Origin of the sequence: Nonomuraea sp. MTCD27 (assembly GCF_041950495.1) — a bacterium.
Lineage (GTDB): Bacteria > Actinomycetota > Actinomycetes > Streptosporangiales > Streptosporangiaceae > Nonomuraea.
Window position 1 is genome coordinate 254,790 of record NZ_JBGNUW010000013.1, and the last position, 26,585, is coordinate 281,374.

At 72.5% G+C, this 26,585-nt stretch carries 26 protein-coding genes; 16 read left to right on the top strand and 10 right to left on the bottom strand.

Translation table 11 applies throughout. The features are described from left to right. Positions 1-190: 190 nt before the first annotated feature. Complete coding sequence (locus ACBJ59_RS34430; RefSeq protein ID WP_375114369.1) at positions 191-1,069, top strand: type 1 glutamine amidotransferase; 879 nt, start codon at positions 191-193, stop codon at positions 1,067-1,069. Between the two features lie 148 nt (positions 1,070-1,217). Here the strand turns inward: ACBJ59_RS34430 and fdhA are convergent, their stop codons facing one another. Beyond that, entirely contained in the window at positions 1,218-2,441 is a 1,224-nt protein-coding gene (gene fdhA / locus ACBJ59_RS34435) for a formaldehyde dehydrogenase, glutathione-independent (RefSeq protein WP_375114370.1), read from the bottom strand. Positions 2,442-2,770: 329 nt separating this feature from the next. Here fdhA and ACBJ59_RS34440 point away from each other — a divergent pair, with 329 nt between their 5' ends. Together ACBJ59_RS34440 and ACBJ59_RS34445 are read left to right on the top strand one after the other, a co-directional pair. Continuing rightward, entirely contained in the window at positions 2,771-3,151 is a 381-nt protein-coding gene (locus ACBJ59_RS34440; protein ID WP_375114371.1) for a hypothetical protein, read from the top strand. A gap of 257 nt (positions 3,152-3,408) precedes the next feature. Continuing rightward, on the top strand, positions 3,409-5,577 hold the full coding sequence (locus ACBJ59_RS34445) for a fibronectin type III domain-containing protein (RefSeq protein ID WP_375114372.1): 2,169 nt from the start codon (positions 3,409-3,411) through the stop codon (positions 5,575-5,577). Between the two features lie 196 nt (positions 5,578-5,773). Here the strand turns inward: ACBJ59_RS34445 and ACBJ59_RS34450 are convergent, their stop codons facing one another. Together ACBJ59_RS34450 and ACBJ59_RS34455 are read right to left on the bottom strand one after the other, a co-directional pair. Next, positions 5,774-7,060 (bottom strand): hypothetical protein, encoded by a 1,287-nt coding sequence (locus ACBJ59_RS34450; RefSeq protein WP_375114373.1) that lies wholly within the window; start codon positions 7,058-7,060, stop codon positions 5,774-5,776. 128 nt (positions 7,061-7,188) lie between these two features. Then, positions 7,189-8,667 carry a BNR repeat-containing protein gene (locus ACBJ59_RS34455; RefSeq protein WP_375114374.1) on the bottom strand — a complete coding sequence of 493 codons (1,479 nt, stop codon included), beginning with the start codon at positions 8,665-8,667 and terminating at the stop codon, positions 7,189-7,191. A 273-nt stretch (positions 8,668-8,940) separates the two neighbouring features. Here ACBJ59_RS34455 and ACBJ59_RS34460 point away from each other — a divergent pair, with 273 nt between their 5' ends. The 3 genes from ACBJ59_RS34460 to ACBJ59_RS34470 all read left to right on the top strand — a co-directional run bounded on the left by ACBJ59_RS34460 (position 8,941) and on the right by ACBJ59_RS34470 (position 10,768). Continuing rightward, complete coding sequence (locus ACBJ59_RS34460; protein ID WP_375114375.1) at positions 8,941-9,798, top strand: NAD(P)H-binding protein; 858 nt, start codon at positions 8,941-8,943, stop codon at positions 9,796-9,798. Positions 9,799-9,806: 8 nt separating this feature from the next. Next, the gene (locus ACBJ59_RS34465) at positions 9,807-10,193 is read left to right on the top strand and encodes a DoxX family protein (RefSeq protein ID WP_375114376.1); all 387 of its coding nucleotides are present in this window, start codon (positions 9,807-9,809) and stop codon (positions 10,191-10,193) included. Between the two features lie 125 nt (positions 10,194-10,318). After that, positions 10,319-10,768 (top strand): PPC domain-containing DNA-binding protein, encoded by a 450-nt coding sequence (locus ACBJ59_RS34470; RefSeq protein WP_375114377.1) that lies wholly within the window; start codon positions 10,319-10,321, stop codon positions 10,766-10,768. A gap of 17 nt (positions 10,769-10,785) precedes the next feature. On the opposite strand, the gene ACBJ59_RS34475 is transcribed toward ACBJ59_RS34470, so the two are convergent. The 3 genes from ACBJ59_RS34475 to ACBJ59_RS34485 form a co-directional block, all read right to left on the bottom strand. Next, the gene (locus tag ACBJ59_RS34475) at positions 10,786-11,193 is read right to left on the bottom strand and encodes a pyridoxamine 5'-phosphate oxidase family protein (protein ID WP_375114378.1); all 408 of its coding nucleotides are present in this window, start codon (positions 11,191-11,193) and stop codon (positions 10,786-10,788) included. A 106-nt stretch (positions 11,194-11,299) separates the two neighbouring features. Then, positions 11,300-12,127: a universal stress protein gene (locus ACBJ59_RS34480; protein ID WP_375114379.1), complete on the bottom strand. Its 828-nt coding sequence runs from the start codon at positions 12,125-12,127 to the stop codon at positions 11,300-11,302. A 101-nt stretch (positions 12,128-12,228) separates the two neighbouring features. Continuing rightward, positions 12,229-12,756 carry a hypothetical protein gene (locus ACBJ59_RS34485; RefSeq protein ID WP_375114380.1) on the bottom strand — a complete coding sequence of 176 codons (528 nt, stop codon included), beginning with the start codon at positions 12,754-12,756 and terminating at the stop codon, positions 12,229-12,231. A gap of 218 nt (positions 12,757-12,974) precedes the next feature. Between ACBJ59_RS34485 and ACBJ59_RS34490 the strand changes: the two genes are divergently transcribed. Continuing rightward, positions 12,975-13,928, top strand: coding sequence for an Acg family FMN-binding oxidoreductase (locus ACBJ59_RS34490; RefSeq protein WP_375114381.1), 954 nt, complete (start codon positions 12,975-12,977; stop codon positions 13,926-13,928). 93 nt (positions 13,929-14,021) lie between these two features. After that, entirely contained in the window at positions 14,022-14,678 is a 657-nt protein-coding gene (locus tag ACBJ59_RS34495) for a helix-turn-helix domain-containing protein (RefSeq protein ID WP_375114382.1), read from the top strand. A 287-nt stretch (positions 14,679-14,965) separates the two neighbouring features. Here the strand turns inward: ACBJ59_RS34495 and ACBJ59_RS34500 are convergent, their stop codons facing one another. Then, entirely contained in the window at positions 14,966-17,416 is a 2,451-nt protein-coding gene (locus ACBJ59_RS34500) for a cation-translocating P-type ATPase (protein ID WP_375114383.1), read from the bottom strand. Positions 17,417-17,423: 7 nt separating this feature from the next. On the opposite strand from ACBJ59_RS34500, the gene ACBJ59_RS34505 reads away from it, so the two are divergent. The 4 genes from ACBJ59_RS34505 to ACBJ59_RS34520 all read left to right on the top strand — a co-directional run bounded on the left by ACBJ59_RS34505 (position 17,424) and on the right by ACBJ59_RS34520 (position 19,150). Further along, complete coding sequence (locus tag ACBJ59_RS34505; protein WP_375114384.1) at positions 17,424-17,846, top strand: hypothetical protein; 423 nt, start codon at positions 17,424-17,426, stop codon at positions 17,844-17,846. 106 nt (positions 17,847-17,952) lie between these two features. Beyond that, positions 17,953-18,126, top strand: coding sequence for a CBS domain-containing protein (locus tag ACBJ59_RS34510; RefSeq protein WP_375114385.1), 174 nt, complete (start codon positions 17,953-17,955; stop codon positions 18,124-18,126). Next, positions 18,123-18,386 (top strand): BON domain-containing protein, encoded by a 264-nt coding sequence (locus tag ACBJ59_RS34515; protein WP_375114386.1) that lies wholly within the window; start codon positions 18,123-18,125, stop codon positions 18,384-18,386. The genes ACBJ59_RS34510 and ACBJ59_RS34515 overlap by 4 nt, the downstream gene beginning before the upstream one ends. Before the next feature lie 71 nt (positions 18,387-18,457). Then, entirely contained in the window at positions 18,458-19,150 is a 693-nt protein-coding gene (locus ACBJ59_RS34520; protein WP_375114387.1) for a CBS domain-containing protein, read from the top strand. A 43-nt stretch (positions 19,151-19,193) separates the two neighbouring features. Here ACBJ59_RS34520 and ACBJ59_RS34525 read toward each other — a convergent pair whose 3' ends face one another. Then, positions 19,194-20,630: a GNAT family N-acetyltransferase gene (locus ACBJ59_RS34525; protein ID WP_375114388.1), complete on the bottom strand. Its 1,437-nt coding sequence runs from the start codon at positions 20,628-20,630 to the stop codon at positions 19,194-19,196. Between the two features lie 107 nt (positions 20,631-20,737). Between ACBJ59_RS34525 and ACBJ59_RS34530 the strand changes: the two genes are divergently transcribed. The 4 genes from ACBJ59_RS34530 to ACBJ59_RS34545 all read left to right on the top strand — a co-directional run bounded on the left by ACBJ59_RS34530 (position 20,738) and on the right by ACBJ59_RS34545 (position 24,690). Beyond that, entirely contained in the window at positions 20,738-21,694 is a 957-nt protein-coding gene (locus ACBJ59_RS34530; RefSeq protein ID WP_375114389.1) for a LysR family transcriptional regulator, read from the top strand. Continuing rightward, the gene (locus ACBJ59_RS34535; protein ID WP_375114390.1) at positions 21,681-22,550 is read left to right on the top strand and encodes a helix-turn-helix transcriptional regulator; all 870 of its coding nucleotides are present in this window, start codon (positions 21,681-21,683) and stop codon (positions 22,548-22,550) included. Before ACBJ59_RS34530 ends, ACBJ59_RS34535 begins: the two co-directional genes overlap by 14 nt. A 113-nt stretch (positions 22,551-22,663) precedes the next feature. Beyond that, a complete protein-coding gene (locus ACBJ59_RS34540) occupies positions 22,664-23,674 on the top strand; it encodes an alcohol dehydrogenase catalytic domain-containing protein (RefSeq protein WP_375114391.1) in 1,011 nt (336 codons plus the stop codon). Positions 23,675-23,793: 119 nt separating this feature from the next. Next, complete coding sequence (locus tag ACBJ59_RS34545; protein ID WP_375114392.1) at positions 23,794-24,690, top strand: SDR family NAD(P)-dependent oxidoreductase; 897 nt, start codon at positions 23,794-23,796, stop codon at positions 24,688-24,690. Between the two features lie 49 nt (positions 24,691-24,739). Here ACBJ59_RS34545 and ACBJ59_RS34550 read toward each other — a convergent pair whose 3' ends face one another. Together ACBJ59_RS34550 and aroQ are read right to left on the bottom strand one after the other, a co-directional pair. After that, positions 24,740-25,081, bottom strand: a complete 342-nt coding sequence (locus ACBJ59_RS34550; protein WP_364113969.1) for an Lsr2 family protein — start codon at positions 25,079-25,081, stop codon at positions 24,740-24,742. A 775-nt stretch (positions 25,082-25,856) separates the two neighbouring features. Continuing rightward, positions 25,857-26,519 carry a gamma subclass chorismate mutase AroQ gene (aroQ, locus tag ACBJ59_RS34555; RefSeq protein WP_375114393.1) on the bottom strand — a complete coding sequence of 221 codons (663 nt, stop codon included), beginning with the start codon at positions 26,517-26,519 and terminating at the stop codon, positions 25,857-25,859. Positions 26,520-26,585 lie beyond the last annotated feature (66 nt).

Sequence of the window (26,585 nt, forward strand, 5' to 3'; positions counted from 1 at the left end):
GCGAAATGCTGCGGGGCTCCCGGGAGCGTAATAAAGCTCATATTTGCTTTGAGCGCCACGAGAGCCGCGAAAGGCAGCGGGGGCATGGCCTTGTATTTCGCGAATCATTCGTCTGCGGTCGGCCGGTGATCAGGGCCGGACCCGGTCGGCGTGAACTATCTCAAGATTTCTCACGGATGGAGTCGATGGCATGGGATTAATAGCCGCGGAGGCCGGGTTCGACACTGCCCGGCAAGCGAATCCCCGGTCCATGCTCCGCGTCAGGGAGCGGATGCGGATCCTGGTCGTCAATCCGCAGGAGGGAAAGCTCCTGACCGAGCTCGGCCTGCGCCCCTACGGTGAGTGGATCGCCTCCGTGGCCCGGCTCGCCGGGTCGCAGATAGACGTCGTCGACGTGGCGGACGGCGCGGACCTGCCCGGCACGATCGAGGCGCACGGGATCATCGGCGGCGGGTCGGTGCACGCCGCCTACGAGGATCTGCGCTGGATCTACCGGACCAAGGAGTTCTACCGGTCCGCGCTCCGGCAGGGCATTCCGCAGTTGCACATCTGCTGGTCCCACCAGGCGCAGGTCATGGCGCTCGGCGGCGACGTCGGGCCGGGCTCGAACGGCCGCAGGGTCGGCATCGAGGAGTTGCGGCTGACCGCGGCCGGCCGGCAGGATCCGCTCTTCGCCGGCCTGCCCGACACGTTCGAGTTGTTCACCTCTCATGTCGACGTGGCGACCCGGCTTCCGCAAGGACAACACGGGCAGGCCACCGAGCTCGCGTTCAGCAGCAGCTATCGGCACGAGGCGCTGGCGTTCGGCTCGCAGGTGCGGACCTTCCAGCCGCACCCCGAGGTGGCCGCCGACCATCTCATCCCCTTGGCCAGAATGCGACGTGACACCCTTGCGAGCGAAGGGATCATCGGGCCCGGCGAGGCCGACTTCGAGGACTTCCTGACCGAGCTTCGCGAGGCGGACCAGCGCATCCGGAAGAACAACATGCGGATCTTCGAGAATTGGCTGACGCGTTTCGCCGCGCCGTTCTTCCGGATGAACCCGCTGCCGTCCCTCACCGGGGGCTGACCCAGCGGGGGCTTACGACACCTGCCGCGAGGCCAGCGCGGCGGGCGGGGTCCCGCGGCGTGGTGGACTACAACGCCACGGGCCGCTCCCGATGAGCCGGACCTGCGCCGGAGGCCGCCGATGACGGCGCGGCCTCCGGCGACGTGGGTCAGGCCGCTGTGCCGAGCATGCCGTGCGGGTCGAGCACGTACTTGCGGGCGGCCCCCTCGTCGAACTCGTGGTAGCCCCGCGGCGCCTGGTCGAGCGGGATCGGCGTGGCGTTGACCGCCTTCGCGATCTGCACCCGGTCGTGCAGGATCGCCTGCATGAGCTGCCGGTTGTAGCGCATGACCGGGCACTGGCCGGTGGCGAAGCTGTGCGACTTCGCCCAGCCGAGGCCGATCCGGATGGACAGCGCGCCGTGCTGGGCGGCCTCGTCCGCCGCGCCCGGGTCCCCAGTCACGTACAGGCCGGGAATGCCGAGCGCGCCGCCGGCCCTGGTAACGTCCATCAGCGTGTTGAGCACCGTGGCGGGATGCTCCACCCCCGACTCGTGGCCGTGTCCGCGGGCCTCGAAACCGACCGCGTCAACGCCGCAGTCGACCTCCGGCTCACCGAGGATCTGTAGGATCTGGTCCTTCGGCTCGCCCATGGCGACGTTGATGGTCTCGCAGCCGAAGCTGTGCGCCTGGTCCAGCCGCTCCTTGTTCAGGTCAGCGACGATCACCACGGCGGCCCCCAGCAGGTGCGCCGAGGCGGCCGCGGCCAGCCCGACCGGGCCGGCGCCGGCGACGTAGACGGTGGACCCCGGCTTCACCCCCGCGGTCACACAGCCGTGGAACCCCGTCGGGAAGATGTCCGCGAGCATGGCCAGGTCGAGGATCTTCTCCATCGCCTGTTCCTTGTCGGGGAACTTCAGCAGGTTCCAGTCGGCGTAGGGAACGAGGGCGTAGTCTGCCTGGCCGCCGACCCAGCCGCCCATGTCGACGTAGCCGTACGCCGAACCGGGCCGGTCCGGGTTGACGTTCTCGCAGATTCCGGTCTTGCCCTCCTTGCAGTTGCGGCAGCGGCCGCAGGCGATGTTGAACGGCACGGACACGAGATCGCCGGTCTTGATGAACTCCACGTCAGAACCGGTCTCGACGACCTCGCCGGTGATCTCATGACCGAGGACGAGCCCCTGTGGCGCCGTGGTGCGGCCGCGGACCATGTGCTGGTCGCTGCCGCAGATGTTGGTGGCGACCGTCTTGATGATCGCGGCGTGCGGCAACCTGCGGCCGACATTCGCCGGATTGACCCCGGGGCCGTCCTTGAGCTCGAATCCGGGGTAGTCGATCTCGTTTACTTCGACCTTGCCTGGGCCTTCGTACATGACTCCTCTGTTACCAGGCATGGCGTTCGTCTCCCTCGCTCGGCAGTGACGGGCATACGGTCGTTCACGGCCTCATGGATCACCTCCTCGCGCCGCATCGGCGGCGACGGCGACCACGGGCGGACGACGCCCGGCCGGCGCCGGAGCGGCAGGTCTCCCACCATCGCAACCCCCGATGACGATGGTTCGCTCCCCCAATATTCGAATATATCCCAGGGTCTCCCAGCTGCTGGTCAGGCGCCCGGTCCGCTCGTCATCCAGGGGCCTCACGGCGGCGAAGCAGATGCTGAGACGGCTCACCCCGTCGAACGCGACATCCGATTCCGTCATCACTCCAAAAGGAGACAGGAATGCGCAAGTCGTACAAGATCGCTTCGCTCGCCGCTGCCGGGATGCTGATGTTCCCGGCCGCGCTCACCTCGCCGGCGTCGGCCGAGACGACCGCGTCGGCCGGCTCGGCGAGCATGATGGCGCTGACCCTGACCGGCGGCGGCTGCGAGGCGCTCGCGCGGCGGTTCCTCTGCCAGGTGGCCTTCAGCGGCGCGGTCGCGCCGGTCTCGATCCGCTGGTTCCTCGACGGCAACCGCGTGCCGTCGTTCGACGACCGGACCTTCGTGGGGATCGGCTGCCAGCCCCCCTTCCGGTACGACATCCGATCGGTGATCTCCGACGCCACCGGGGCGTCCGTCGAGTTCCGTACCCTGGCGACCTGCCGGTCCGGCAACCCGTGACGGGTCTGAGCTGAGGTGAGGTGGCGCGCGGCCATGGCCGTGCGCCACCGAAACTTTCGGAGAGGCAGGTCATCCGTGGCCACCCTGCCTCTCATTTCAGCTAATTTCCGAAACTATCGGACTCGTGCATTAGCGCCTTAGCACGTCAATTACCCATAGCCAGGCTGGCGTCCGAAATATTTCGACTTCTACGTTGACATGTTTCGGATCGATTCTCACACTGATCGCCAACACCCCACCCGGAAGGGAGAGCCCTGGTGATCATCAGCTTGGCCCGCTCCAAGACCCGTTCGAGGGTCGTCGCGCTGGCGGTGGCGGCGGCGCTCTCGGTGGCCGGCACGGTGACGGTGACCGCCACCGAGGCCGCCGCGGCCGCCGGAGTCGAGAACGAGGGTGCCGACTGCGCGGTGGCCGGCCTGCCCGACGCGGGATCCCTGCCCACCGACTCCAGGCTCCCCGACCCCTTCAGGAAGCTGGACGGTACGCGTATCGCCGCCAAGGCCGACTGGCGGTGCCGTCGGGAAGAGATCAAGAGGCTGGCCGAGAAGTTCGTCTACGGCGAGAAACCCGTGAAGCCGTCCAGCGTCACGGGTACGGTCTCGCGAACCGGCATCACCGTGAACGTGAGCCACAACGGCAGGAGCTCCAGCTTCTCGGCGAGCGTGGAGCTGCCGAGCGGCACCGGGCCCTTCCCGGCCGTCGTCGTCCTGGGCGGCTTCGGCGCGGACACGGCCGCCATCAGAGCGGCCGGCGCCGCCGTCATCAGCTACGACCCCTACGCGGTCGGGCGGGAGGGCACCCCGCGCAACAACAAGCAAGGCGCCTTCTACAGCATCTACGGCTCCTCCAGCAGCACCGGGCTCCTGCTGGCCTGGGCCTGGGGGGTGAGCCGGATCATCGACGTTCTCGAGCAGTCGGGCGGCAGCATCCTCAAGGCCGACGCGACCGGCGTCACGGGCTGCTCCCGGTTCGGGAAGGGCGCCTTCGTGACAGGTGCGTTCGATCAGCGCATCGCCCTGACCATGCCGATCGAGTCGGGCAGCGCCGGCGTGCCCATCTTCCGCGGGATCCCCGGGGAAGGCGCCCAGAGCCTGAGCAGCGCGTACGGGGAACAGCCGTGGCTGGGCGACGCGTTCGGCTCCTTCACCGGCAGTCCGGCCAGGCTGCCGGTGGACACGCACGAGATCGTGGCCATGGTGGCGCCGCGCGGGCTGTTCATCATGGACAACCCGCACATCGCCAACCTGGGCCCCCGATCGGCGAGCGTGGCGGCCCTGGGCGGAGCGGAGGTCTACAAGGCGCTCGGCGCGGGCGAGAACATCACGTACTGGTCCGACGTCCAGGACGGCAGCCACTGCGCCAGCAGGGCCGAATGGCGGACCCCGCTGCAGCAGAACATCCAGAAGCACCTCCTGAAGACCGGCAGCGCGCCCGGCGCGATGAGGATCTCGTCCAGGGCGAGCGGCAACCTGGCCGAGTGGCGCAACTGGACGACCCCGGCCCTCGGCGACTCCGGCGACACCACCGCGCCGAGCACCCCGGGCACCCCCGCCGCGTCCGGCGTCACCGCCACCAGTGCCACGCTGACCTGGGCGGCCTCCACCGACCAGGGCGGTTCCGGGCTGGCCGGTTACAACGTCTACCGCGAGCAGGGCGCCACCGACCCGCAACTCGGCCAGTCCACCACCAGCTCGATCACCCTCACCGGGCTGACCGCGAACACCCGGTATCAGGTGTACGTACGGGCGCGTGACGGCGCGGGCAACCTGTCCGGCGACTCCCAGCCCGTCACGTTCACCACGACCACCACCGGCGGCGACACCTCGCCGCCGACCGCCCCGGCCGGCCTGGCGGCCTCCGGCACCACGTCCACGGGCACGAGCCTGAGCTGGACCGCCTCGACGGACGACAACGGCGTCACCGGCTACGACATCCTGCGCGCCGCGGGCGCGGGCGCGTTCAGCCAGGTCGGCACCTCAGCCACGACCACGTACGCGGACACGGGCCTGACCCCGAGCACCGCCTACCGCTACCAGGTCAGGGCCCGGGACGCGGCGGGCAACCTCTCCCCCGTCTCGAACACCGCCGAGGTCACCACCCAGCCCGGCTCGTCCACCGGAGGCTGCACGGCCGTCCCGACCGTACAGACCCAGTGGGCCACCGGGTACGTCATCCAGCCGCTGACCGTCACCAACACCGGCACCTCGGCGATCACCGGATGGACCGTCACCTTCACGCTGCCGGCCGGGCACACGCTGACCGGCTCGTGGAACGGCACCACCACGGTCAGCGGGCAGACCGTGACCATCAGGAACACCGGGCACAACGGCACCCTCGCCCCCGGGGCGGCCACCACCAGCGTCGGCTTCCAGGCGACCCGCCCGAACGGCAGCACCGCACTGCCGTCCGGATACACCTGCGCCTGACGGCCGGCACTCCCCCGACGGCGACCCCGGCCCATCCCTCCCGGGCCGGGGCCGCCGTCGGGCTCTGTTTTCCGGCGTCTCGTTGGCTGCCGCACCGGGTGCGGGCAGCATCCGGCGCGGGCAAGATCCGGCGCGGGCAAGATCCGGCGCGGACGGCCGGCCCACCGATCGATCGCACGCCGGGCGGGTGGCGCGGTCAGCTGGTGATGGTGAGGTCGCGCAGCAGGAAATAGCTGACGGCGTCGGCCTGCATGTAGAGGTGGAACTTGTCGGCCTTGGACCGGGCCGTCTTGTCCGCGGTGACGATCGTGACGACCACGTACTTCTTCGACACGTTGGTGCGGATCTTCCCGTACGAGAAGTTGGCGAGGGCCATGTCCCTGCGGATGTTCACCGAGTCCGCGGGGACCTTGGCCAGGCGCGTGGCGGCGGTCCTGGCGGCCTTGTCCGTCGGGAACGCCATCATCACCTGCACCGCCTTGAGGTGCCCCCGGTAGGCGGAGTAGGCGACCTGGACGGCGCGCTCGCACTTGTTCTTGGCCAGCACGCCCTGGGCGTCCACCGGGTCGCAGGTGTCGTAGGTCCAGCCGGCGACCTTGTTGGCGTCGAACTTGACGCCGCTCAGGGCGAACTTCCAGTCGTCGAACTCGGTGTGCGCGATGGGCGATCCCGGCTGGGCCCGTGACGAGGTGGGCGGGCTGCCGGTGGGCTCGGTGCCCGGCTCGGCCGGATCGCCGGTCGGGTCACCCGGATCGGCGGTCGGATCACCTGGATCGGCGGTCGAGTCGCCTGGATCGGCGGTCGGGTCGGCCGCCGGGGAGTCGGACTGCCAGGGGGCCGTGGTGGGTAACGAGGTCGCGCCGCTGGGCAGGGCGGTGACGCGCTCGGGGGCGGAGGACTTGACGTAGGTCACCGCGCCGATCGTGCCGCCGCCGAGCAGGAGGACCCCCAGGCCGACGGACAACGCGATGATCAGGGCGCTGTTGCGTCTGCGGGGCCGGCCGTAGTCGTAGAGGTCCTGGGGGAGACCGTAGGGATCCTGGGGTTGACCGTAGGGATCCTGGGGGATGCCGTTGCGGTCAGTGGGGAGGCCGTAGGAGTCCTGCGGGAGACCGTGACGATCAGAGGGCACACCGTAGGAGTCCTGCGGGAGACCGTGACGATCAGGGGGAAGGCCGTAGGGGTCCTGCGGGAGGCCGTGGCGGTCGGTGGGGAGGCCGTAGGGGTCGCCCTTGCCGTACTGGGTCGGCCAGTCCAGGGGGTTGGGGGGTGGTGGCGGGCCTCCCTGCCGCGGTTGTGGGCCGGGTCCCGGGCGGCCGGGGTTCTGGGGGCGGCCGGTACCCGGCGGTCCGTAGCCGGGTGGCGGGCCCGCCTGGCCGGACGACGGCCGGCCGTATCCGGACCGGCCGTGCTCCTGGGACGGTTCCTGCGCCTGCGGGCCCCACGGGTCCTGCGGGTGGTGGGGCTGTGGAGGGTATGCCATTGCCCCATTGTGGGATGGCTTATCGCGGTTACCCCGGATACCCCGTCAGCTGGCATAAGAGTGAACCGGGGGGTCGTGGTGGTACGTACTAGACAGGGTCTTCGATCCTGCCTGGTGGGGGCGTCGGGCTATGGGCCCAGGCGGAGGTCGAGGACGCGCAGGGGCGAGGGGGTCGGGGCGGTGGAGGTCTGTTGGTACATGATCGAGAGGATGCGTTCGGTGGTCGCGCGCGGGTAGTCGATGGTGACCTCGCCGAAGGCGTTCAGGCCGGCCGCGTCGAAGAGCAGGCTCCAGTCCGTCCAGCCGGAGGCGGCGCTCGCCGCCGCCACCCGGCCGAACGGCAGCACCACGTACGCGTTGTCGGCGGTGTCGAAGACCAGGCGGGAGCGGCCCGTGGAGTTCGGGGGCACCGGGAGCTCGCGCTTGTGCCAGGCGCCGGCGGAGTCCCGCCGGACATGGAAGACCCGGCCGTACGTGCGGCGTTGGGCGGCGTACGACGAGACGCACTGGGTGAAGCGGCCCGGTACGTAACTGATGATCACGTGCGGGCGGCCGGTGGAGTCGACGGCCTGGCTCTCCTGGTTCATCAGGCCGTGGTCGACGGTGAGCGGGTCGGCGATCAGGCCCGGTGAGGTGATCGACACGAGGGTCCCGCCGGTCGTGCCCACCTGGGTGCCCGCGCCGTTGCGCCAGGTGCGGCCCTGGTCGTCGCTGTAGACGTAACACGTGTCGTGGTTGGCCAGCCCGCCCGCGTTGCACAGGACGGCGGTGTTGCCCTCGCGCCAGGTGAAGGCCACGTGCAGGCGGTTGCCGTGGTAGGTCAGGCCGTGCACGTACATGTTGCGGGTCGTGCTGGTGGCGCCGTTGTGGGTGTGGGAGCCGGTGGCCGACGACCACTTGCCCAGTTTCGTCCAGCCACTCGGCGTGTACTCGGCCAGCTCGTTCGTGCCGTTGCCGGAGCCGCCCGTACGGTAGAACAGCTGCAGCCGGCCCGATGGCGCCACGACGAACTGCGGATACGTGATGGCGCCCAGGGAGACTCCGTCGAGGCTGCGTTGCACCGGGCCGAAGCGGGCGGCCGACCAGGTGCCGCCCGCCGCGAGATCCGCGTCCGACTTCGTGTAGTAGATCGTGCTGTTGTGGGTGTCCATGGCCACGTGCAGCCGGCCGTCGGCAGGTGAGATGCCCAGGCAGATGACGTTGTGCGAGTCGTTCACGCTGAGCCGGTGCGGCAGCGTGATCGCCTGCCATGCCCCGCCCGGCAGGGTGCGGCGCGCGATCCGGACGTCGCGGGTGGCGGTGTACCAGGCGGCGTACTGGTGCCCGGCGTGCGTCATGATGCCGTTGAGCTGGAACGACTCGACGTTGACCAGTCCGTCGTAGGAGACGAAGTACAGGGCTGCCTGGTCGAGCACGGTGTCGCCCAGCCGGGTCAGCGTGGGCCCGGCCGCGGCGACCGGGGCGGCCGGGATGGCCGGGGTGGCCGGGGTGGCCTGCGTGGCCTGCGTGGCCTGGGTGGTCTCCGGGGTCGTCGGGACGAGGGCTGCCGCGGCGGCTCCGCCGCTCGCCGTCAGCAGGCGCCTCCTGCTCAGCTCGGAATCGGCCATTCCCGCCTCCGCGTGGTTTTGCGTGACTTGGTAGGTCTTTCCCGGCTCACGGTCATTCGCCTCACTCTGTCCCCAGCGCGGGTGATCCGGGCGAGGGCTCGGCGGCGCCCTGTTCCGGACCGTTCCGGCTGCCAGCAGGGCAGAGACGGATTCTCGGCCGGTCAGCGGGCCGGGGTTAGTCGTGAAAGTTTCAGCGGGTGATGTCACACTCCGGCCGCCGGGGGCCTCTCAGGTTCCGTCCGAACAAAAGCTCACTGAAGCAAGGTGAACACGATGATTCTGATCACCGGAGCCACCGGCGCCGTCGGGCGCCTGATCGTGGAACGGCTCGTCGGCCAGGGCGCGAAGGTGCGTGCCGTCAGCCGTACGCCCGGAGCCGCCGGCCTCCCGGCGGGCGTGGAGGTCGTCGAGGGTGACCCGGCACGGCCCGAGAGCCTCGCCGGCCATCTCGACGGCGTCCGGGCCGTCTTCCTGCACCCGCGTACCTTCGGCGAGTCGGCGGACGCCCTGCTCGCCCTGGCCCGGGAGCGGGGCGCGGAGCGGGTGGTCGCCCTGTCGGCGATGAACATCGACGACCCGTACGAGCTGCAGCCCTCCCGTCAGCGGGGCGACCGGAACAAGGAGGCCGAGGAGGCGGCCGTGGCCAGCGGCCTGTCCTGGACGAGCCTGCGGGCCAGCTCCTTCTGCGGCAACCTGCTCCAGGCGTGGGGCCCCCAGATCCGGACCGGCGACGTGGTCCGGTACGTCTACGCGGGGTTCCAGGAGGCGCTGCTCGACGAGCGGGACCTGGCCGAGGTCGCGGCCCGCGCGCTGCTCACCGACGAGCAGGCGGGCCGCAGGCTGGAGGTCACCGGGCCGCACTCGCTCACGCACCGGGAGGCGGTGACCGTCCTCGGCGAGGTCCTCGGCCGGCCGTTGCGCTTCGAGGAGGTCTCGCCGGACCACCTCATCGCGCACCTGACCGGGATCGGGCTGCCCGAGCCGTTCGTACGGGCCCTGATGGCCAGGTACACCGCCTACGCCGAGCGGCCGCAGCACCTCGCGACGGGCGACGTGGAGAAGGTCCTCGGCCGCCCCGCGCGTACCTTCGCCGACTGGGCGGCCGACCACGCCCGCGCGTTCCAGGACTGATCACGTCCATGTCAGCCGCCTACGTCGTCACCGCCCTGGTGACCATCGCCGCGAACACGTTCTCGGGGTTCGCTGCCATGACCCGGCTCGAGCCCATCATGCGGGTGCTCGGGCCCGCGCTCGCCAACGCCGGCGTGCCCGAACGCTGGCTGGTGTGGCCGATCGGCGCCCTCAAGGCGCTCGGCGCGCTGGGCCTGGCCCTTGGCCTGCTCGGCGTGCCGGTCATCGGCACGGCGGCGGCCGCGGGCCTCGTGCTCTACTTCACCTGCGCCCTCTACACCCACGCGCGCGTCAGCGACTACTCGCCGACGTTCGGGCTGGCGAACGTGTTCCTCGGCCTGGCGGTGGCCACGCTGGCGCTCGACCCGGCCCTGTCGCTGGACCTGACCCGGTGAGCGCGTCCGGCCGCGAGCGCCACGTGCGGCCGGCGGCCGGGTTCGGGGCGGGCGGCCGGCGGCCGGGTTCGGGGCGGGCGGCCGGCGGCCGGGTTCGGGTCGGGCGGTCGGGGCAGGGGGGCGGCATGCGTGCGAAGCAGCTTGCGTTCGATGTGGAACAGACGTACGTGGTCGTGTTCGACCAGGGCGAGCAGGTGGTGGACGGCCTCACCGAGTGGGCGGCGCGAACCGGCATCCGGTCCGCCCGCCTGACCGGCATCGGCGGGTTCCGCAGGGTCACGCTGGGCTTCTTCGACCCGGAGGCCCAGGACTACCGCCGCATCCCGCTCGATCAGCAGACCGAGGTGCTCGCCCTGATCGGCGATTTCGCGATGGCCGAGAACGGTCAGGCCCCTCAGCTGCACGCCCACGTGGTGGTCGGGCTGCCGGACGGGGCGGCGCGCGGCGGGCACCTGATCAGCGGCGAGGTGTTCCCCACCCTGGAGGTGATCGTCACCCAGTCGCCTCGGTACCTGCGCCGCCGCCACGACCCCCGCACCGGCCTGGCCCTCATAGACCTGGACGCGGGCGCCTGACCGTCGCCGGCCGGCTCTCAGATCGGGACCAGCTCGAAACCGGTCACGATCTCCGGGCGGATGTCGATCACCTGTTCCCTCTCACCCGCCACCCACGGGTGCAGGAGCTCCTTGAAGCGGGCCACCTCCTCAGGTGCCTCCACCAGCCGGGCCACGCCGATGACCACCACGCTCCAGCCCAGGCGCCGGTGGACGTCGAAGTCGTCCACCTCGTAGGCCACCACGGTTTCGCGGGCGGCGATCTCCGAGCTCAGGATGGTGCCGGGGCTGGAGCGGATGACGATCCGCCCGTCGAGGACGAGGTGGTTCACCGGGCGCACGGCCGGGAGCGCGTGGCGGGTGAACACGACCCGTCCGAGGGCCACGCCGGCCAGCCTCCGGAGGGACTCCGCCTCGCTGAGTTCCATGAGATCGCGGCCGGTCATGCAGATCCGGCCACCTGTCGTACGTGCGTCGTCGCGACAGCGTGACCCACCGGCGGGACCGGCGGCAGGGCCCCGGGTCCCTTTCTGCCGCGCCGGCCGGCGGGGGTCATCGCGGGCTCCTGACCACGGCCAGCGGGCCCGGCGCGCGGTGGACCAGCTCGTGGCTGATCGAGCCGAGGATCATCCCGGCGAGCGTCCCGTACCCGTGCGAGCCCACCACCAGCAGGTCGGCGCCGCTCGCGGCCTGGCGCAGCAACTCGGCGGGGTGGCCGGGCACGACCTCCTCGACGATCGGGACGTCCGGATGGTCCGCGCGAAGCGCCGCGAGCCTCTCCCGGAGCACCCGCGGCCCGTCGGAGCCCTCCGGGTCGAATCCGCCGGGCCGCGCACGGTCACTGGCGTGCACGGCGTGCAGCCGGGCTCCCCGCAGCCGGGCCTCCGCGAGGGCGAACTCCAGCACCCGCGGCGACGCCGGTGACCCGTCGACTCCCGCGACGATCTCCCCCGAAGGGGGCGAGGGCGGCCGGCGTACCACGACGACGTCGCACGGGGCGTGCCCGGCCACCCCGTACGCCACCGACCCGACCAGCATCCCGCGCACCCCGCCGACGCCGTGGCCGCCCACGACCAGCAGCTCGGCGTCCGCCGCCGCGTCGATCAGGGCCGTGCGCGGATCGTCGGGCAGGAAGGCGGTCTTCAGGTCGACGTCCGGCCGCTCCCTGCGCGCCCGCTCCTCGGCCGCCGCCAGCACGGTCCGGCCGCCTTCGCGCATCCATCCGGCCACCTCGGCCAGGCGGCCGGTCTCCGTCTCGTACGCCCACCGCGGCATGGCGTGCGCCACCGTCAGCGGCACCCCGCGCAGGCCCGCCTCCCGCGCCGCCCAGCCGACGGCGTCCAGCCCGGCCCGCGAGCCGTCCACTCCGACGAGAATCATGTCTCCTCCTCCACCTTCCGCCAGCGCAGCGCTGGTGATCGCCCACGCGAACGACGAGCGCCCACCCCCGTGGCGGGGGTGGGCGGGGGTCGCCGGGCCGGTTACTTGAGCCAGTTGTTGCGGCGGACGACGGGCAGGTTGCCGAGTCCGAGGGTGCCGCCCGCGCCGGTGAGGGCCAGGCCGATGAGGACGATCGCGTAGATGATGTGCTCGTCCATGAAGGGGTTGTTGGCCAGGGGCAGCTCGGCGGCCCACATGAGGGCCAGCATCAGCGTGCCGGCTACGGCGGCGATCCGGGTGCCGATGCCCAGGACCAGCGCCAGGCCGATGCCGAGCAGGCCGGCCATGAACAGCCAGTCCACCCACGCCAGGCCCGCCAGGCCCGAGAAGAAGCCGCCGAGCGCGTTCTCGCCGGTGCCCTTGAGGAAGCCGGTGGTCGGGCTGCCGCCCTCGATCCAGGCGCGGCCGGCCGGCGTCGCGAGCCCCCAGCCGAAGGTCTTGTCCAGGAACGCCCACAGGAAGACCCAGCCGATCGAGATCCGGGCCGCCGCCCAGACGTAGTCGACGGGGGCGTGTGCCGCCTTGGCGACGCGGGCGTCCATCACGGGCCTGCTGACGGTGGTGGCCATGGCGGGCCTTCCTCTCTGTTCTGTCGTGTCTTCCTTGTCGCACCCTCATCACACCGTTTCCGGCCGCCGCTGATCAGTGCCGTACGGCCTGCGGCGGAAGGACCTTGGTCCTCTCCGCCCGCTCCCGCCGGGAAGGGACGTTCGGCGCCGGGGGCGGGGCCGTCCGGCACTCACCACGGGCCGGCCGGTGCGGAAGCGTCGGGCTCAGGAGGTGTGCGATGTCCTCTTCACTCGCTACCGAACTCGGTGTCCGCAGGCTGCTGGTGGCGGCCGGGCAGGCGCCGTCGGTGCTCAACACCCAGCCGTGGCGCTTCCGCGTGGTCCGCCGCGAGTTCGTCGAGCTGCTCGCCGACCCGGACCGGCGGTTGCGGGTCCTCGATCCGCGCGGCCGCAACCAGTACGTGAGCTGCGGCGCGGCGCTGTTCAACCTGCGCCTGGCGGTGCGTACGGCCGGGCAGCGGCCGATGGTGTGGCTGCTGCCGTCGCCGGAGGAGGAGCCCGACCTGCTGGCGGCCGTGCGCATGACCGGGACGCTGCGCGTACCGGAGGAGCAGCGGGAGCTGTACGACCTCATCCCGGTGCGCCGCACCAGCCGCCGGCCCTTCGACGACCGCCGCCTGCCCCGCGCGGTGCTGGCCGAGTTGCGGACGGCGGCCTCCCGGGAGGGCGCGGGCCTCGTCCCGCTCGACCGGCACGGCACGATCGACATGCTCGACCACGCCGCCATCGCCGAGGAGGAGCTCGCGCACGACCACGAGTACCGCGCCGAGGTGGCCGCGTGGACGATGCCGGGCGCGCACCACGACGGCATGCCCGGCTACGCGCACGGGCCGCACGCCCTGAAGGACCCGTCCCCGGTCAGGGACTTCGGCCGGCGGGAAGGCGAGGCGCGCTTCGAGGGCAGGCCGCAGCTCGCGGTGCTGACCACCATGGGCGATCGGCCGCTCGACTGGCTGCGCGCCGGGCAGGCCCTGCAGCGGGTGCTGCTGGTCGCCGCCCGGCACGGCCTGTCGGCGTCGTTCCTGAACCAGCCGCTCGACCTGCGGGACATGCGCCACCGCCGGGACCCGCACCACCGGCGCGGCCACCCCCAGATGATCATCAGGTTCGGCTACGGCCCGCACGTGGCACGCAGCCCGCGCCGGCCCGCGGCCGAACTCGAGGCAGGCTGATCCGCGCGAAGATCGGGCCGAAGGACCCTGTCCGGTGTGAGGGTGGCTGGGTAGCGTCCCACGAGTCGGACCATCACCACGGAGGGCACGCTCATGACAGGCAACGGCGACTTCGGGCGTCGCATCACCTTTCACCGCACCAAGCTTGACCTCACGCTGGAGGAGGTCGCCGACCGCGCGGACATGTCGCCCGGGTACGTCCAGTATTTGGAGACCCACCTGGGCACCCCCGACATGGGCACGGTGACCCGGCTGGCCAAGGCGCTGGAGACCACGGTCGAGGACCTGCTGGGCGGGGGGCAGGACCACCCGCCGGGCGCCGGTCCCGGACCGGCCGACTCCGTCCTGGAGGGGCTGGAGCCGGAGGAGTGCCTGCGCCTGATCGGGCCGGGAGGCATCGGCCGGGTCGCTTTCACGGGCTCGCACGGGCCGACGGTGCTGCCGGTCAACTACCGCCTGCACGACGGCGCCATCGTCTTCCGCACCGCGCACGGCGGCCCCATGGACCGGGATCTGCGGACGGGGCTCGAGGGCGTGGACATCATGATCGGGTTCCAGGTGGACCGGATCGACGAGGCGCGGCACGAGGGCTGGAGCGTCCTCGTCCAGGGCGCCGCCCACCACGTGCCGGAGTCCGAGGCGGCCGGGATGGGCGAGGCCGACGTCACCCCTTGGGCGGGCGGCCGGCGGCACCTGTACATCCGCGTCGTGCCGCACCACATCACCGGCCGCCGCATCCACGCCCTCTGAGCGACCGAGGACCGCCTCGCGACCATGCGCCCGCGCGGCGGCCCACCGGCACCAGACCCGCACGCCCGCACCCGCAGCTGCTCCACCCTTTACGGGGCCCTCATGTGCGAAAGACACCCGCCGGGCGAGTGAGCGGTTCCGCCCGGCGGGGCTCGCCGACGTGGCGACTGTGACTGCCGGCCGCTGCCGGCGATCCGCTGCCGGGCGGAGCCGCCGCGGGGGATGGGGACCTCTCTCGCACCTCGGCGGGTGTCTGATCTCATCCTCGTGGTACGTCCCGCCCTCGCCTAGGGTCGTTGGTCCCGGCTCGTCCGGGACCTGTGGCGGATTCCCACCCGCCGCACCAGGTCGCACAGCGGCGGGGTGAGCAGGGCCGCGCCCAGCGCCATGCCCCAGCCCAGCGGCGGGACGGGTGCCAGGGCGAGCAGCGCGCCCAGCGGCGGCACGAGCGTGACCAGGGCCTGCAGGGCGGCCGTCCCGAGGACCGCGAGCAGCACGGCCCGGCCGCGCCACCAGCCGTGCTCGAAGGTCCACCGGCGGGCCCTGGCCACGTAGGCGAGGGTGAGCCGGGCGAAGACGAGGGTGAGCACGGCCTGGGTCCTGACCTGGGTGTCGTCCCAGCCGAGGCGGCGGGCGGCCTCGACGGCGGCGACGACCAGCACCCCGACGATGAGCGAGCGGATCGCGATGCGGCCCAGCACCCGCCGGGACAGCAGCCCGTCGCGGCCGGGCCGGGTGGCCAGCGGGTCGCCGGGCGCGCGGTCGACGCCCAGGGCGATGGCGGGGATGCCGTCGAGCACCAGGTTGATCCAGAGCAGTTGGACCGGCAGCAGCGGGATGACCAGGTCGGGCCACAGGAACAGTCCGACGAGCACGAGGAAGATCTCGGCCAGGTTCCCGGCGAGCAGGTAGCCTATCATGGAGCCGACGTTGTGGTGCAGGCGGCGGCCCTCGCGCACGCCGGTCACGATGGTGCCGAGCTCGCCGTTGGTGACGACCACGGCGGCGGCCTCGCGGGCGACGTCGGTGCCCTCCTCCCCCGCCATCGCCACGCCCACGTCCGCGTGCCGCAGCGCCGGGGCGTCGTTGACCCCGTCGCCGGTCATCGCGACGACCTCGCCGCCGTCGCGCAGGGCCCGTACGAGGTCCAGCTTGGTCTCCGGGTCGACCCGGGCCAGCACCCCGGCCTCGCGCAGCCGGTCCGCCCGGTCCGCGCCGTCCAGCCCCGCCCCGGTCACCACCGGATCCGGCTCGATACCGACCTCCTCGGCGACGGCGCGGGCGGTGTCGGCGTGGTCGCCGGTCACCATGATCACCCGGATGCCGCCGGCCCGGGAGTCGGCCACCGCCTGCCGGGCCGAGGCGCGGATCTCGTCGCTCAGCGCGACCAGCCCGACCGGCCGCAGCCCGGTCGCGTCCAGGTCGGCGGTGTCGCCCTCGGCCAGCGCCAGCACCCGCAGCCCCCTCCTGGCCAGATCGGGTACGGCGGCGGCCAGCCGGTCGGTCTCCCCGCCTGGCGCGCAGCGGGCGAGCACCACCTCGGGAGCGCCCTTCACGGTCAGCACCGGCCCGTCGGTGACCACCGCCATCGAGCGGGTGTCGGCGTCGAACGGCCTGGCGGCCAGCCTGGTGTCGCCGGGCTCCGGCCGTACCCCGTGGTGGGCGGCGCCGGACAGCAGGGCGACGTCGACCGCGTCGCCGAGCCCGTCGCGGGCGTCGTTGCATCGTACGGCGGCCCGCCACAGATCGGCGCCGGGCACCGTGACCCGGTCGGCCACGGCCAGGCGGCCGGTGGTGAGGGTGCCGGTCTTGTCGGAGGCGATCACGGTCGTCGCGCCCAGCGCCTGGATCGCCGACAGCCGCCGCACGATCACGCCGAGCCGGGCCATCCGCTGCGAGCCGAGCGCCAGGGCGGTGGTGACGGCCGCCGCCATGCTCTCCGGCACCGCCGCGATGGCCAGCGCCACCCCGGCCAGCACCAGGTCGAACGGCGCGATCCCGCCCCTGGTGAAGCCGAGCGCCACCATGACCAGGCCGGCGGCCACGGCCAGCACGCCGATGCGCTTGGAGACGCGCGCCAGCTCCACCTCCAGGGGCCCCTTCACCTGGCCGTGCAGGGCCGAGGCGATGCGGCCCATCTGGGTGCCGGCCCCGGTCGAGGTGGCGACCGCGACCCCGGAGCCGCGTACGATCATGGTGCCGGAGAACAGCTCACCGTCGCGGTCGCCCAGCGACCCCTCCAGCAGCCCGCCGGCCCGCTTGCCCGCCGAACGCGACTCCCCCGTGAGCATCGACTCGTTGGCCGCGAGCGAGACGGCCTCGACGACCCGCGCGTCAGCCGGCACGCGGTCGCCCGCCGCGACCTCGATGACGTCGCCGGGCACCACCTCGGCCGCCGGGATGCGCCGTACGCTCCCGTCGCGGCGTACCTTGGCCATCGGCGCGGTCATCGTCCGCAGGGCGCGCACGGCCTGCTCGGCCTTGGCCTCCTGGCTGACCCCGATGACCATGTTGACCGCCAGGATGGCCAGGATCGCCGCCCCCTCGGGCACCTCGCCCAGCACCGCGAGCGTGACCACCCCCGCGATCAGCAACAGGATCGACAGCGGGTCGGCGAGCTGGCGCGCGGCCCGCGAGAGCAGGGAGCGGCGCTTCGGCTCGGGCAGCTCGTTCCGCCCGTGCTCGGACAGCAGCCGGGCTGCCTCGTCCTCGGCGAGCCCGTCCCGGGCATGCGTCATGGCGTCCATGGCACCACTGGATCATCCCCGGCCGCGGGCGCGCCGGAGCCGAAGGCCCTCGCTGCGAAGGACCTTCGGCCCGCGCTTCACCCCGTCCTCCCGCGAGCCGGCCTTTCCCGCCGGCGAGTCGTCCGCCCTTGGACCGGTGTGGCCGGACAACCGGGCGGCGAGAATGCCGGCGGCTTCGGACGAGCGCGAGGGGACGAAGGCCCGTGGCGCGGGCGGGTCCCGGCGCTGCTCCCCGAGGAGCGGCGGCGCGGGATCCTCGACGCCGGCTGGGTTCGACGCGACGGCCGCGGCCGCATCATCGGCGACCGCCGCCGCGTCCCCCCCTTACGGCCTGGACGAGGAGTTCGCCACCGACGCGGTGATCCTGGACCGGGACCCGCCCACAGGGCCGTCCGGCTCCGGCACCCGCTCTGACCGCTGACCAATGACCGCCGCCGGTCGGGACTTCCGGCCCTACATCGCGATCCGGCTCCGAGTTGTCATGAAAGAAGACAAATCCAGAGGAATGCCGAAAGAGCTGACCCGCCATGCGCATGACCGTCACGGACGTGATGACGAGCAAGGTCGTCTCCGTCACCGCCACCACCGCCTTCAAGGACATCGCCGAGACGCTCATCACCGGCGGCATCAGCGCCGTGCCGGTGGTGGACGACGACGGGGCCGGCAGAAGGCCGCCGGCGACACCGCCGGCGAGCTCATGACCAGCCCCGCCGTCTCCGTCTCCCCCGACGCGCCGGCGGTCGAGGCCGCCCGCGACGACATCCTCGACCGCGCGCTGTGGGTGAACACCGAGGGCGTGCAGGTGACGGTGGACCAGGGCGTCGTGACGCTGTCCGGCTGGATGGAGCGCCGCACCGAGACGAGCATCGCCGTACGCATGACGCGCCGGGTCAACGGGGTGGTCGACGTGATCGACAAGTTGGCCTGGAAACAGGACGACTCCGCGTGGGACGCCAAGTGACCATCCCCGACAGCCCTGATCGCCCGCACCGCACCCGGCGCCGGCCGGGCCGGACACACCAGGAGAACACCATGAGAACCATCGTCGAGAACGTGATGACCACCGACGTCGCCGCCGTCGGCCGCAACGCCTCCTTCCACGCCGTGGCCGAGCTGCTCATCACCAGGGGTGTCAGCGGCGTGCCGGTGCTCGATGACGACAACCGCGTGCTGGGCGTCGTCTCCGAGGCCGACCTGCTGGCCAAGGAGGAGTTCAAGGAGCGCTACTACGGCGACGGCTACCGCCCGCCGCTGCGCGCCCGCATCCGTCACACCACCGGCAGCGAGGGCAGCGGCTACCGCAAGTCGCTCGGCGAGACCGCCGGCGAGCTGATGACCGCGCCCGCCCACGTCACCACGCCCGACACGCCGATCGTGTCGGCCGCGCGGCTGATGGACCGCCACGGCGTCAAGCGCCTGCCCGTGGTCGACGCCGACGGCCGCCTGACCGGCATCGTCAGCCGCCGCGACCTGATCAAGGTCTTCCTGCGCCTCGACAAGGACATCGAGACGTACGTGCGCGACGCCGTGCGGGCCGACGACCACGGCCTCGTGGTCACCGTCGCCGACGGTGTGGTCACCCTGTCCGGGACCCTGCCGGAGCACAGCCAGGCCGCCACCGCCGTCCGCCTGGCGGAGAACATCGACGGCGTCGTCGCCGTCCACGACGACCTCGCGTGGAAGCACGACGACATCGCCGACCTGCCCATGTGGGGCGGAGCATGACATGAGCGGGTCGGCCTCGACGCGCCGGGCCCCGGCCCCGCGGCTACGCCCGCGAGCGGTAGTGGTAGCCGTGCGACGCGGTGAAGCCCAAGCCCTCGTAGAGCGCGCGGGCCGCGCCGTTGTCCGCCTCGACCTGGAGGTAGAGACGGTCCGCGCCCCGCTCCTCCGACCAGCGGGCGAGCGCCGCCAGGAGGGCCCTCGCCACTCCCTTGCGCCGGTGGTCGGGATGGGTGGCCATGCAGAAGACCCCCGTCCAGCCGTCCTCCGTGACCGCCAGGGCCACACCGCTCGTGTCCTTGGCGAGCAGCACCGCCTCGGGCCGGATGCGCTCGATGACCGCCATGTCGCCGGCATCACCGTTCACCGCCTGGAACAGCTCGGGCCAGCGGGCCCGGTCGTGCACCGGCCCGGCCCCGGCGGGGTCGCCCGCCGCGGCCAGGACGGTCGCGGTGCCGGCGGTCATGACCAGTGTCCTGCCCGCCGTCGTGTAGCCGCGGGCCGCCAGGAGCGCGTCGAGCTCCCCGTGGTGTTCCGCGGGGCTCACCTGGACGGTCGCGGGGATCCCCCGTGCCGCGCAGAAGTCCTCCACCGCCTGGACGGACGGGACGGCCACGCCGGGCAGCGGGAGCGCCGAGTTGGAGCGCCTGCGGTGCACGCCCGGCGTGTGGCGCAGGAGCCAGCCGTCGCGTTCCTCGACGTGCAGGGCGGGCCAGGCGGCGGCCGCGCGCCGTTCGACCTGCCACGGACGTGACGCGGCGCACAGCCGGACGAGCTCGGGGACCAGGCTCCTGAGCATCTCCTCGTCCCGGGGGTCGGAGGGCGCGTACTCGGTGATGCCCAGGCCGGCGATCTCGTGCCGGGCCGCCAGGGCGGCGACCGCCTCGGTCAGGGCCCGCGCCGACAGGCCGTCGGGCTCGGGGTAGCCGACCGACCTGATGCCGTCCAGGACGTCGAGGTCCACGTGGATGTAGAGGATCGCGCCATCGTCGAGGGTGGAGAGGCCGCCGATGCCCGTCCGCTCGATGTAGGCGGCCTCCCCGGGGTCCAGCGAGCGCGTTCCGACCATGGCCACCTGATCCGGGCGCAGCGCGGGCGAGGGCGTCAGGCCTGGCGGGCCCTCGCCCAGGAGTGCGCGCAGGATCATGCCGTGGAAGGCCCCGGACGGTGACGTGGCCGGGGAGTTCAGGTCGCCGTGGGCATCGAACCACACGAGGTTGAGGCGATCGCCGTACCGGCGCAACGCGGCCGCGACCGGTTCGAGCTCCACGCCGCAGTCGCCGCCGACCGTGACGACGAAGCCGTCCTCCGGCAGCGCCCGCCGGACCCGCTCGGCGGTCTCGGCGAGGGTGTCGCCGGTCTCCACCCGTACGTGCCGCGCTCCGGGAACCATCGCGGCCAGCCGGGCCGCGCCTTCGACCAGCCTGGGCGCCGTGGGCGACAGCGACCCCTGCCATTGCGGGATTTCGACGACAGTCCGCATCCTGCCCTCCTTCACCTGGGGTTTTCTGGTGGCCGGGCGACAGTGTGGCGTGGTCCAATCGGCAACGTCCACTTAGTATTCATGAGCCGATCTATAAGGTTTCCTTGATGTTGGATCCCACGAGGCTGCGCCTGCTGCGCGAGTTCGCCGAGCACGGCACGATGACGGCCGTGGCCGAGGTCTGCGGCCTGACCTCCTCCGCCGTCTCGCAGCAGCTCGCCACCCTGGAGCGCGAGGCCGGGGTCCGGCTGTTCGAGCGGGCCGGGCGCCGGGTCCGGCTGACGGCGGAGGGGCGGCGCCTCGTCGGCCACGCGCACAATGTCCTGAACGCCCTGGACGCCGCCGAGGAGGATCTCCGCTCGGCCTCGACCCCGCGCGGTCCCGTACGCGTGGCCTGCTTCGCCACCGCCGCGGTCCACCGCCTGCTGCCCGCGATGGCCACCGTCCGAACCCGGCACCCCGACCTCCACGTCATCATGTACGAGCTCGAGCCCCGCGAGGCGATCGAGGCGCTCCGCGAGGGCCGCTGCGACCTCGGGATCGCCTTCACCTACAGCCTCATCCCCGAGGACCCGCCCCCCGGGGTCACCCGGCGGCGCCTGGGCGTCGAGCCCCTCCTGATCGCCCTGCCCGCCGGCCACCCGGCCGCCGCCGACGAGGTGGACCTGCGCTCGCTGCGCGGGGAGCCGTGGATAGCGGGCTCCTGGGGCACCGCCGACCACGAGATGCTCGACCGCGCCTGCGCGCTGGCGGGCTTCCGCCCGAACGTCGTGCACACCGCCGACGACTACGCGCTCGTCCTGCGCATGGTCCGCGAGGGACTGGGCGCCAGCCTGGTGCCCGAGCTGGTGGCCACGGTGGTCGGCGTACCCGACGGCGTCGTGCTCCGCCCGATCTCCACGATCGAGATCACCCGCACCACGCACGCGCTGCTCCGCACCGAGACCCCGGCGATCAACGCCGTGCTCGCCCTGCTCAGGAGCCCGGGCACCGGCATGAGCGGTCGGCGGGCCGACCTAGAGTCGGAAGGAGACGAGAGGAGAGGGCAAGGTGGACCTGCGTGAGCTCGGATCGTTCCTGAAGTCCCGCAGAGACCGGCTGCGCCCGGAGGCGGTCGGCCTGCCGCCCGGCACCCGGCGGCGGGTGCCCGGGCTGCGCCGCGACGAGGTGGCGCAGCTGGCCTGCGTGTCCGCCGACTACTACACCGAGCTGGAGCAGGGCCGCGGGCAGTCCCCCTCGGAGCCGGTCCTGCGCGGGCTGGCCGGCGCCCTGCGCCTGGACCCGGACGAGACCGTCCACCTGTTCCTCCTGGCGGGCCGGCCGGCGCCGTTCGGCGCGGAGCCCCTCCAGATGCAGTCCGCGCTGCGCCAGCTCATGGACCGCCTGCAGGACACGCCCGCCATGGTGATCACCGACATGCACGAGGTGGTCATGCAGAACCACGCCGCGCAGGTCCTCGTCGGGCCGCAGGCGGGGCTGACCGGGGTCCGGGCCAGCTTCCTCCACCACTGGTTCACCGTCCCGGCCACCCGCGACCTCTACCCGGCCGAGGACCACGACTACCACTCCCGGCTGCTCGTCTCCGACCTGCGCGCCGCGGTCGCCCGCCGCGGCCCCGGCGACCGGGCCGGCGCCGACCTCGTCGCGCACCTGCTGGCCGCCGGCGGCGAGTTCGCCGAGCTGTGGCGGGCGCAGGAGGTCAAGGTGCGCCACGAGGAGTACAAGCGGATCGTCAACCCGGCGCTCGGCATCCTCAAGGTCACCTGCAACAGCATCGTCACGGCCGACGCCGCCCAGCGGCTGCTCTGGTTCGTCCCCGACGACCCCGCGGTCATGCCGGCGCTGCGCACCCTCGACCCCGCCGGCGTCTGGCGCGACACCCCGGGCCCGGCCTTCGGCCTCCTCGCAGCCTGGGGTTGATCACCCCAGGCTGCGCACTTTTCCCGCCGGGCGGTCGGGGGGCAGGCTGGAAGGAGGCGGTGCGGGGGCACTCTCCGAGCCTCCGTACGAGCTCAGCCAACAAGGAGACCGTCATGAGAGTCGCACTGGCCACCGGGGTGAACGCCCCGCTTTCCCTTACCGAGCGCGAGGTCCCGGAGCCGGGTCCGGGCGAGGTCCTGATCAAGATCACCGCCTGCGGCGTGTGCTTCACCGACCTGAACCTCGTGCGCGGGCACTACCCGTTCGCCCGCTTCCCGGTCGTACCCGGCCACGAGATCACCGGCACGGTCGCCGCGCTCGGCAGCGGCGTGTCCGGCCTGTCCGTGGGCGACCCGGTCGGGGCCCAGTTCCTGTACGACTCGTGCGGCCACTGCGACTACTGCGTGTCCGGCGACCAGATTCTCTGCCCGTCCAAGCGCATCACCGGCATCGTGGCCGACGGCGGGTACGCCGAGTACGGCCTGTTCAAGGGCGGCTACGTGACCCCGCTGCCGGCCGGGCTCGATCCGGTGGCCGCGGCGCCGCTGATGTGCGCGGGGCTGACCGCGTTCAACGGCCTGCGGCAGGCCGGCGCCACCCCGAGCTCCAGGGTGGCGGTCATCGGCAGCGGCGGCATCGGCGCGCTCGCCATCCGGTACGCCCTGGCCATGGGCGCGCGGGTCGCGGTGATCGGCAGGTCCGCCGACGGCGCGGCCGCCGCCAAGGAGCTCGGCGCCGAGCTGTACGTGGCCACCCGCGACACCGACCCGGCCGCGGCGCTCAAGGCGTGGGACGGCGGCGCGAACGTCATCCTGAACGCCGCCCCGTCCAACGCGGCCGCCGCCGCGACCCTCGGCGGGCTCGCCCCCGACGGGACGCTGGTGCTCTGCGGCTACGACAACACGCCGCTCACCCTGCGGGCCCAGCCGATGGTGCTCAACCGGCTGCGGGTCATGGCCTCGCCGTCCGGCTCGCCGCACGACCTGCGCGACACGCTGGCCTTCTCGGCGCAGCACGGCATCCTGCCCGCGGTCACCCCGATCACGCTCGACCAGGCCCCGGAGACGCTGGAGGCCATGGCCGCCGGCTCCGGTGGCGGCCGCCGCGTCATCACCTTCCACTGACCAGCCGGGTCATCGCCTTCCAGTGACCGGCCGGGTCGTCGCCTTCCACTGACCGGCCGCGGCCCGCGGGCTCCGCCCGGCTTCCCGCCGCCTGTCATCCTGATCTCCGGGAGTACCTCATGAGCGAGACCATCCTCATCACCGGCGCGAGCTCCGGCTTCGGCGCCCTCTCCGCCCGCGCCCTGGCCCGCGCCGGCCACACCGTGTACGCGGCCATGCGCGCCACCGACGGCCGCAACGCCGCCCGCGTCGCCGAGGTGCGCGACTACGCCGAGGAGCACGACGTGGACCTGCGGGTCGTCGAGCTGGACGTGCTGTCGCAGGAGTCCGTCGACGCGGCGGTCGCGGCCGTCGTGGCCGAGGCGGACGCCATCGACGTGGTCGTGCACAACGCCGGGCACATGGTGCTCGGGCCGGCCGAGGCGTTCACGCCCGAGGAGCTCGCCGCCGTCTACGACACGAACGTGCTCGGCAGCCAGCGGCTCAACCGGGCGGTCCTGCCGCACATGCGCCGCCGGGAACGCGGTCTGCTGCTGTGGGTCGGCTCCAGCTCCACCAGGGGCGGCACACCGCCGTACCTCGCCCCGTATTTCGCCGCCAAGGCGGCGGCCGACGCGCTGGCCGTGTCGTACGCCGCCGAGCTGGCCCGCTTCGGCATCGAGACGACCATCGTCGTCCCCGGCGCCTTCACTTCAGGCACCAACCACTTCGCCAACGCCGGTCACCCGGCCGAGCGGAGCGTGCTCCCGGCCTACGACGAGCGGTACGGCGCGCTGATGGAGCAGGTCGCCAAGCGCCTGGCCGCCCTGCAGCCGCCCGATGCCGACGTGTCCCTGGTGGCCGACGCCATCGTCCAGGTCGTCGGCGCCCCGCACGGGCAGCGCCCCTTCCGGGTGCACGTCGACCCGGCCGACGACGGCTCGGCGGAGGTCAGCGAGGTCGCCGACCGTATCCGCACCCGTTTCCTGACCCGCATCGGGCTCGCCGACCTGCTCACGCCGCACTCCGCCGCCTGACCCCCTTCAGGGGAGGCGGCGAGCCTCCGGGACGGCACGCCCGCTCCGCTCAGTGAGCGGCTTCGTACTGCTCCACGACGGTGGCGGCGATGCGGCCGCGCTCGCTCACCGGCAGACCCTGGGCCTTGGCCCAGCGCCTGATCTCAGTGGACTTCTCACGGCTGACGGCCCGGGTGGAACCGGCGCCCGCGCGCCTGCCGCGAGGCCCCCTGTCGGCACGGACCGCGCGAGCCTTGGTGATAAAGGGCGCGAGGGCCTTCTCCAACTTCTCCCTGTTCGAGCCCGACAGATCGATCTCGTAGCTCGTGCCGTCGAGCGCGAACCGTGTGGTCCCCTCGGCGTCACTGCCGTCGATGTCATCGATAAAGGACTCAACAATACGCTTCGCCATAAGGGTGCTCCAATTACGTAACGGTTGCAGGTACTGTAGCCTTCTTCAGCACATTATGCATCTCCAGGGGGTGCCGTTCCAGCTCAAAGGAACGGCTCGGGCCAACCTTGAACAACGCGGTCTTTCGCCCATGTGGCGCAGTTCTCGTGGTTCTCGGGCCCGGCATTCATCGACGGCGGCTCAGCCCGTGACCTGGCGGTGGACATCCCGGCCGCCCGGGCGGGGCCGAGGCGCGCGTCCGGGGCCGTACGAGATACGCGCCCCCCTTCCTACCAGTGATAAGCCATCGACACACGGCGACCGCACCATGGCACCGGCACCTCTGGAGCGGCGTGGGAGGTCGCCGTATCTCCAGCCCCACGGCGCACCCCTGTGAACGTGCCCCAATCAGCCCTCACCGGCGCCGATCCACCGGCTCACCTGGCGCTCCCGGCATTGCCGCCGCGCGGGCGCCCGTCCCTGGTGTCAATAGCTATGATTCGCCATGTTGAAGTTCAATTCAAAGTATGGCCCGTCGCATCCGGTCATTGACCGAGAGCGTCCGACCGGTGCGATTAGAAGCAAGATCCTTCGGTGACATGGTGTGCGGCGTCCCCGACGCACACGAGGTTCTGAACCGTTCCGGCTTCCCCGGGCGCGTTACGGCGCAAAGCCCCGGCGGCATTGGGAACGACGGATCGGGCGGCCCCAAGGGTTGGGTTCTGGAAACGCACACCGCCGGGTTTTGAGCTGATCGCCGGTAAATTCCGCTCGCATGCTCCGGAGGACGTTCTCGTTATCTGTCGCGGATCCGGCAGACGGGGGTCAGGGCCACTCTCAGGGCGGCTCGGTGCAGCGGGTCGAGGCGGGTGCGCGTCCCGGCGGCGCGGCGGGCGACGGCGAGGGTCTCCTGGCACCGGTCCGGGATCGCGCGGACGGGCCCGGTCGCCTTCAGCAGCTCCAGCAGGCGGGGAGTGAGCCGGTCGAGCTTCGGGCGCACCTCGGTGGCCAGGTCGGGCCGCTCGCGCGGGCGCAGCTCCGGGTACGCCCGCCAGCGCGCGTGCAGTCCGCGCTGCACCAGCTTGGCCGCCTCGATCTGGGCCCGGAAGAACCGTACGCCGGTGTCCGGGGGCAGGCCGATCTCCGCCGACGTCGCGGCGACCGACGCCAGCAGCTCCCGCTCCCGCACGGGATCGGTGATGGGACCCGCGCCCCCGAACTTCGCCGCCGCCACGGCATCGGCCAGGAACAGCCGGCGAGCGGCCACCTCCGCCAGCGCCGGCAGGCCCGACGGCCCGGCCAGCGGTGCCGCGCCGACGGTGTCGGGTGGAGTGGTGGCGATGCGTGGAGCGGTGGGTGGCCGGGGCCGGTCGGGAAGGGCCGGCGCGGCGGCGACTGCGAGCAGGACGGCGGCGGTGGCCGCGACATGGCGTGCCGCGGGCCGGGCCTGATGGGTCATGCGCCTGCTCCGATGCGTGCTACCGGCGACGAGCGGGCAACGGCCACGTCGCCCGCCAGAGACGTG

What these genes read in the sequence shown, in the direction of transcription:
- ACBJ59_RS34525 (WP_375114388.1), bottom strand. Translation starts at nt 20,630, where the DNA reads ATGCGGACTGTCGTCGAAATCCCGCAATGGCAGGGGTCGCTGTCGCCC.
- ACBJ59_RS34520 (WP_375114387.1), top strand. Translation starts at nt 18,458, where the DNA reads ATGAGAACCATCGTCGAGAACGTGATGACCACCGACGTCGCCGCCGTC.
- ACBJ59_RS34505 (WP_375114384.1), top strand. Translation starts at nt 17,424, where the DNA reads ATGGCACCACTGGATCATCCCCGGCCGCGGGCGCGCCGGAGCCGAAGG.
- fdhA (WP_375114370.1), bottom strand. Translation starts at nt 2,441, where the DNA reads ATGCCTGGTAACAGAGGAGTCATGTACGAAGGCCCAGGCAAGGTCGAA.
- ACBJ59_RS34455 (WP_375114374.1), bottom strand. Translation starts at nt 8,667, where the DNA reads ATGGCCGATTCCGAGCTGAGCAGGAGGCGCCTGCTGACGGCGAGCGGC.
- aroQ (WP_375114393.1), bottom strand. Translation starts at nt 26,519, where the DNA reads ATGACCCATCAGGCCCGGCCCGCGGCACGCCATGTCGCGGCCACCGCC.
- ACBJ59_RS34480 (WP_375114379.1), bottom strand. Translation starts at nt 12,127, where the DNA reads ATGATTCTCGTCGGAGTGGACGGCTCGCGGGCCGGGCTGGACGCCGTC.
- ACBJ59_RS34490 (WP_375114381.1), top strand. Translation starts at nt 12,975, where the DNA reads ATGTCCTCTTCACTCGCTACCGAACTCGGTGTCCGCAGGCTGCTGGTG.
- ACBJ59_RS34540 (WP_375114391.1), top strand. Translation starts at nt 22,664, where the DNA reads ATGAGAGTCGCACTGGCCACCGGGGTGAACGCCCCGCTTTCCCTTACC.
- ACBJ59_RS34550 (WP_364113969.1), bottom strand. Translation starts at nt 25,081, where the DNA reads ATGGCGAAGCGTATTGTTGAGTCCTTTATCGATGACATCGACGGCAGT.
- ACBJ59_RS34450 (WP_375114373.1), bottom strand. Translation starts at nt 7,060, where the DNA reads ATGGCATACCCTCCACAGCCCCACCACCCGCAGGACCCGTGGGGCCCG.
- ACBJ59_RS34465 (WP_375114376.1), top strand. Translation starts at nt 9,807, where the DNA reads ATGTCAGCCGCCTACGTCGTCACCGCCCTGGTGACCATCGCCGCGAAC.
- ACBJ59_RS34460 (WP_375114375.1), top strand. Translation starts at nt 8,941, where the DNA reads ATGATTCTGATCACCGGAGCCACCGGCGCCGTCGGGCGCCTGATCGTG.
- ACBJ59_RS34470 (WP_375114377.1), top strand. Translation starts at nt 10,319, where the DNA reads ATGCGTGCGAAGCAGCTTGCGTTCGATGTGGAACAGACGTACGTGGTC.
- ACBJ59_RS34440 (WP_375114371.1), top strand. Translation starts at nt 2,771, where the DNA reads ATGCGCAAGTCGTACAAGATCGCTTCGCTCGCCGCTGCCGGGATGCTG.
- ACBJ59_RS34515 (WP_375114386.1), top strand. Translation starts at nt 18,123, where the DNA reads ATGACCAGCCCCGCCGTCTCCGTCTCCCCCGACGCGCCGGCGGTCGAG.
- ACBJ59_RS34510 (WP_375114385.1), top strand. Translation starts at nt 17,953, where the DNA reads ATGCGCATGACCGTCACGGACGTGATGACGAGCAAGGTCGTCTCCGTC.
- ACBJ59_RS34430 (WP_375114369.1), top strand. Translation starts at nt 191, where the DNA reads ATGGGATTAATAGCCGCGGAGGCCGGGTTCGACACTGCCCGGCAAGCG.
- ACBJ59_RS34485 (WP_375114380.1), bottom strand. Translation starts at nt 12,756, where the DNA reads ATGGCCACCACCGTCAGCAGGCCCGTGATGGACGCCCGCGTCGCCAAG.
- ACBJ59_RS34530 (WP_375114389.1), top strand. Translation starts at nt 20,738, where the DNA reads ATGTTGGATCCCACGAGGCTGCGCCTGCTGCGCGAGTTCGCCGAGCAC.
- ACBJ59_RS34475 (WP_375114378.1), bottom strand. Translation starts at nt 11,193, where the DNA reads ATGACCGGCCGCGATCTCATGGAACTCAGCGAGGCGGAGTCCCTCCGG.
- ACBJ59_RS34545 (WP_375114392.1), top strand. Translation starts at nt 23,794, where the DNA reads ATGAGCGAGACCATCCTCATCACCGGCGCGAGCTCCGGCTTCGGCGCC.
- ACBJ59_RS34495 (WP_375114382.1), top strand. Translation starts at nt 14,022, where the DNA reads ATGACAGGCAACGGCGACTTCGGGCGTCGCATCACCTTTCACCGCACC.
- ACBJ59_RS34500 (WP_375114383.1), bottom strand. Translation starts at nt 17,416, where the DNA reads ATGACGCATGCCCGGGACGGGCTCGCCGAGGACGAGGCAGCCCGGCTG.